This is a genomic window from Paraglaciecola sp. (assembly GCF_030730205.1).
Classification (GTDB): Bacteria; Pseudomonadota; Gammaproteobacteria; order Enterobacterales; family Alteromonadaceae; genus Paraglaciecola.
The window spans coordinates 987-5,387 of sequence record NZ_JANQVQ010000044.1; the positions used below are offsets into that span (position 1 = coordinate 987).

The window sequence follows — 4,401 nt, forward strand, 5'->3', positions numbered from 1 at the left end:
GCATTATGTGGATTTTATTGTGTTTTACAATGATAAACTTATTCGTATGATGATGGAAAAAATGATAGAGATGACAAGTGATATTAATGAATTAGCGCAAAATACATTATTTTATTCGCCAGTTGAATTAATGAACAAGAGCAAAAGAAAGATGAACTGGCGCAGCAGATCCTAAATGAGCAGGCGCGCGCAGAAAATTATGAAGTGATTAGTCAACTTGTTGAGCAAATTAAGGCGCAAACAGGAACTGATTCAGTAGATGAGTTGTTTTCAGAGTTGGTAAAAGCGACGACTGAAAATAGTAGTATGAAATCAGAGTTGGAGGCGCTTAAGACACAGCTTGAAGACCAAAGTGCCAAACTTGAATCATATGAGCAGAACCTTAGTGAAGTGCTTGCCAGCGAAGACAAAGAAGTTATCGCTGAGACACTTAAAACCTATGCTGAGCTGAAACACAAATTAGACAGTGTTTCAGAGCAAGGAGGGGATGCAGCCGAAGCTCTGGATAACATGCTAATTCAATTAAACGATTTAAAAGGGCAAAATAATAATTTGCGTCAGCAAGTTGTCAGGTTGGGTAACGGATTAGATCACCCGCCATGCTGGGCTGACAGTGATACCGGGGCGATTGAGTATGTATTCGATGTTGTAATTAATGAAGACAATACAGTGCTTTATGCGGGCTGGCCCGATAATCGCGCGCAGCAAGCTCTATCTGATCCAAAGATATCAACTGTACCGGGTGTTTACAGCTCAAAAGAAGAGTTATGGCTAAAGACACGTGCACTATTTAACGAGTCAGTTAAGAACAAATGTCGCCATTTTGTACGTATATATGACCATGCTTCTACGAAAGATGCGTTTAAAAACAAGTTATTAGCTGTAGAAAATCACTTTTATAAAAGTTTAAGGGCCTCTAGCTATGACACCAGAGCAGCAACAGAAAGTGAATGAATCTAGACAGAAATTTTTGCAAGAACATGAACTGTTAAAAATCGTGATGAATAAAACTAAAAAGAGCAAATTATCTATAGATAAAACCGGTTTTTTGATGACATTTAAACGAGTTTTTACTTCAAGAACATAGCTTATATTAGGCGTGTTGATTTGTTGATTTAACACTCGTTTGCTTAACCCTTTTAGTCAAAACTCCTAGTTTTTTATTTAAAGATGTATTTCTTAAAGAGATGTCTTTCATTCAATTAAGCTCTCAGTAAATTAAAGGGGTAATTTATGTATTGTTCAGGATGCGGCACTAAACTTTTTGATAATCCGAAATTTTGTTCAAGTTGTGGCAAAAGCACTAGCGGTAGTGTTAAGGCGAAAGCAATAAATGACACAGATAAAAGTGAGGCAAGCCTTTCTACTTCTTTTTTGACAGTTATTTTTATATTTATTCCCGTTTTCTTGGTGGTAATGGTTGTTAATCAATTTTTTTATGGTGGATGTTTTAAGTCATATTGCTTAGCAGCAGCTTTTCCAAAGGTTACAATAATCTCGGCTGTGCTAGCTTTGATTTTTTATGCAAGTAGCAAAGATTGATAGGCTAGCAATTCCCATTAGGTTGAAAAAATTGGTTCACTAATGTGTGAATATGGAAATAAATTGCTTGCCACGCCTTTTCCCAAGACGGGTCGTAACTCTGTTTACGTATTGTAGATTAGATTTCATAAGGATGAATCTGCTGGCAGATATTAAACCAGATTTTTTAGGGGAAATAGTTTTTTAAAAGGATTTAATCAGTAATGAACATCGAATGCCCCCATTGCGACACCGGCAATACCATCGAATTTGCCGAAAATATTAGCTGCCACAAATGCCAAAAAAGCTTTGCTGGTTTTTCGTTTAGAAAGATCACAGGCTCTATTTTTTCCACCGGTTTGGTTTTAGTTGGTACAGCCATTATTGGCCAAAAAATTGACCGCGAATTTTTTGAAGCCGACCGTTATCCATCGGCAGCAATTTACGAAATTATTAGTTATTGCTCTAACCCATCCGGTGTGTACTTGACGAAAAAAATGCAGCAGGAAATGACTTATGCCTGCGCCTGCGCATTGGATAAGACCATGCCTGATGTTAGCGGTAAGGATTTAAAACGGCAGTCTGCAGAGTTTGTTGAGCTGTTTAGCACAAACTTAAAAAGTTGCCGCTAAAAGGCCGGGTTGCTCCGGCCTTAGCTTAAATTTATTTGCCTTTTACAGGTGCAGGAGGGTTATTTCCACGGCCACCACCTGATGGGTTGCCGGTTTTGCTTGGGCCATTTGGTGGTGCAGGTCGTGAGGCGGCATTTTTAGCAGCTGTACTGGTGGCTTTGGCAGCAAATGAGCCTTTAGGCACCACACCGCCGTTTGCTTTTGCGGTGGCTGATTGAATGCGAGCTGCGGCTGCTTTTGTCATAGGTGTAGACATTTGAATCTCCTTTGCGTATCAACGCATTGATATCGTTTTTGATTGGCCCGCAGCACCATTGCTGCGAACAGGAGTGATACTAAATTGCCGACAGGGACAATTCGGGACAATCAGCAGGTAAAACAGCTGCAAGATGAAATAAATGCTATGCAAAAACAGCTTGGCTGGAGCAAGCCACAACTGGCTGAAGCGATTTATTGTGAGTTGCATGAAGACGACGATACAGAACGCATGCAAAGATTTGCTGAGAGCCTAAAAAAACAACTTAAACGTGAAACTACGCCAATTGAATTATTGCAGCGTTATATCAAGATCATTAGTGATCATGATGAATTTAGAAAAGCAGATAGGGTTTTAGCCAACCCAATTCGATTAGATGTGGTCGATATCAGCATACTTCGCGGTGTAAGTGCAGCAGCTAAGCTACTTTTGCAGGATATTGAGTGTGAATAAGTTATCTAAAATTGGCATAGCAACTATTAGAACCAGTTAAACAAATGACTTTAGTTCTATGATGAAATCAAGACCGGCATCCGTAAGGAAACATTTGTAGGGAGTTATTAAGCTTAGGTCTTTTTGTGGATTTTAAATTGCTTCGAAATCTGTTCATTTATCTCTAATTTTCCCATACTCAAAAGCAATGTTATTTGTTAACTAATTGTTTGTAAGTGATTTTTGAGGCGGCTTAAATTTTTAGTGATATTTTCTCAAGGTTTAAACTTAATCTAAAATGTGGGATTTTAATCAATTTTAAGGTGGCTATAACGGTCTGTGGCGAGATAAGTTATGTTTTTCATATATTGGCCTGGGGTAGGGTTTTTTTGTTGCTTAAATTGCGTTTTAGAGATCCGTTTGATTTGGATACGGTGTTTTAAATTTATTGCAACCTCAAAGATCTTTTTTCTTTCTTTCTAATCTAGATCTAATACGAGGGTTATTTTTTCTGTTTTTTTAATTTAAGTTGCTGATATATATAATTAATAGCTGCTAAAAATCAGTTAGGCTGCTAAAAATGAGTTAGGTGCTATTTTTCCTATGTTATTGTTTCTATTAGTTTATAGTTGCTAAAAATCAGTTAGGGAAGTTGCTAAAAATGAGTTAGGTCTCTTTTTCTGTGTTTATTTTTAATAAACAATGACTTGCGTTATTTTTTGATTGTTTTTTAGACTGAAGTTGCTAATAATCAGTTATATTTTGATTTTTTATTTCGTTTTTTATTTTAATTTCAGTTGCTTATGGATTTGGCTGCTTTAAAAATGAACGCGTTCTGCTAAAAATCAGTTAGATAGTGAATTTTATTTTTTTTATTCTTATTTTTCAGCTGCTTAATGAGTAATTCGGTCAAAAATACTACGAAATCTGCTAATTATCAGTTAGGTTGCCAGCTTGAGCTTTTATTTGTGTTTAAATTCAATTGCTTACGGATTTAATTGAATGAATAATCATCAAGATCTGCTAAAAATCAGTTAGTGATGTTTTTCTTAATTTTTTTATCATTATTTTCAATTTGTTACGTTTAATTTTGTCTGATTATTAGACTAAATCTGCTAAAAATCAGTTAGCCACAAGTCAGTCCGTTATTATTTGTCATTAATTTAAATTTTATTAATATAAATCAATTGGATACGGTCGTCTTGATGTCGAATTTTCTCGTGTTCAGAAAAGACGTATTAAAAATATTTGAAAAGCAGATTTATTTAGCATGTTCGTTAACAAATAATTATCATTTATCATTTTAACGAGCGGCGGGATACCCGCTGTTACATTATACTTTTGTCATTATTAGCCAATAATAAGCTGTCTCTTTTAGGTAAATATCTGGAGAGAAATCGAACACGTTTTCAAAGCTCCCTTCAAATTGTGTGCAAAAAATCGCCAGCTTGCGCTGTGCAAACATTTAGCACTCTATACATTTCTTTGCCTTGCAAATATTGCTCTTCATTAAGTCCATTGCGGAGCGATTTGCTGATGCTTATGTTCAAGTTACGGTTA

General features: G+C 36.1%; 5 protein-coding genes. 4 read left to right on the plus strand and 1 reads right to left on the minus strand.

Going from position 1 to position 4,401, the window contains the following annotated elements; all coding sequences use genetic code 11:
• The first annotated feature begins 204 nt into the window (after window positions 1–204).
• The 3 genes from NWQ57_RS03915 (at window position 205) to NWQ57_RS03925 (ending at window position 2,153) form a co-directional block, all read left to right on the plus strand.
• A complete protein-coding gene (locus NWQ57_RS03915; protein WP_306020771.1) occupies window positions 205–954 on the plus strand; it encodes a hypothetical protein in 750 nt (249 codons plus the stop codon).
• 279 nt (window positions 955–1,233) lie between these two features.
• The gene (locus tag NWQ57_RS03920) at window positions 1,234–1,542 is read left to right on the plus strand and encodes a hypothetical protein (RefSeq protein ID WP_306020773.1); all 309 of its coding nucleotides are present in this window, start codon (window positions 1,234–1,236) and stop codon (window positions 1,540–1,542) included.
• Between the two features lie 203 nt (window positions 1,543–1,745).
• On the plus strand, window positions 1,746–2,153 hold the full coding sequence (locus NWQ57_RS03925) for a hypothetical protein (RefSeq protein ID WP_306020774.1): 408 nt from the start codon (window positions 1,746–1,748) through the stop codon (window positions 2,151–2,153).
• A gap of 31 nt (window positions 2,154–2,184) precedes the next feature.
• Here the strand turns inward: NWQ57_RS03925 and NWQ57_RS03930 are convergent, their stop codons facing one another.
• Window positions 2,185–2,409 carry a hypothetical protein gene (locus NWQ57_RS03930; protein WP_306020775.1) on the minus strand — a complete coding sequence of 75 codons (225 nt, stop codon included), beginning with the start codon at window positions 2,407–2,409 and terminating at the stop codon, window positions 2,185–2,187.
• 84 nt (window positions 2,410–2,493) lie between these two features.
• Between NWQ57_RS03930 and NWQ57_RS03935 the strand changes: the two genes are divergently transcribed.
• On the plus strand, window positions 2,494–2,862 hold the full coding sequence (locus NWQ57_RS03935; protein WP_306020776.1) for a hypothetical protein: 369 nt from the start codon (window positions 2,494–2,496) through the stop codon (window positions 2,860–2,862).
• The last annotated feature ends 1,539 nt before the right edge of the window (window positions 2,863–4,401 follow it).

Bases quoted from the DNA above. Each gene is read 5' to 3' on its own strand.
- NWQ57_RS03920 (WP_306020773.1), top strand. From the start codon at position 1,234: ATGTATTGTTCAGGATGCGGCACTAAACTTTTTGATAATCCGAAATTT.
- NWQ57_RS03925 (WP_306020774.1), top strand. From the start codon at position 1,746: ATGAACATCGAATGCCCCCATTGCGACACCGGCAATACCATCGAATTT.
- NWQ57_RS03930 (WP_306020775.1), bottom strand. From the start codon at position 2,409: ATGTCTACACCTATGACAAAAGCAGCCGCAGCTCGCATTCAATCAGCC.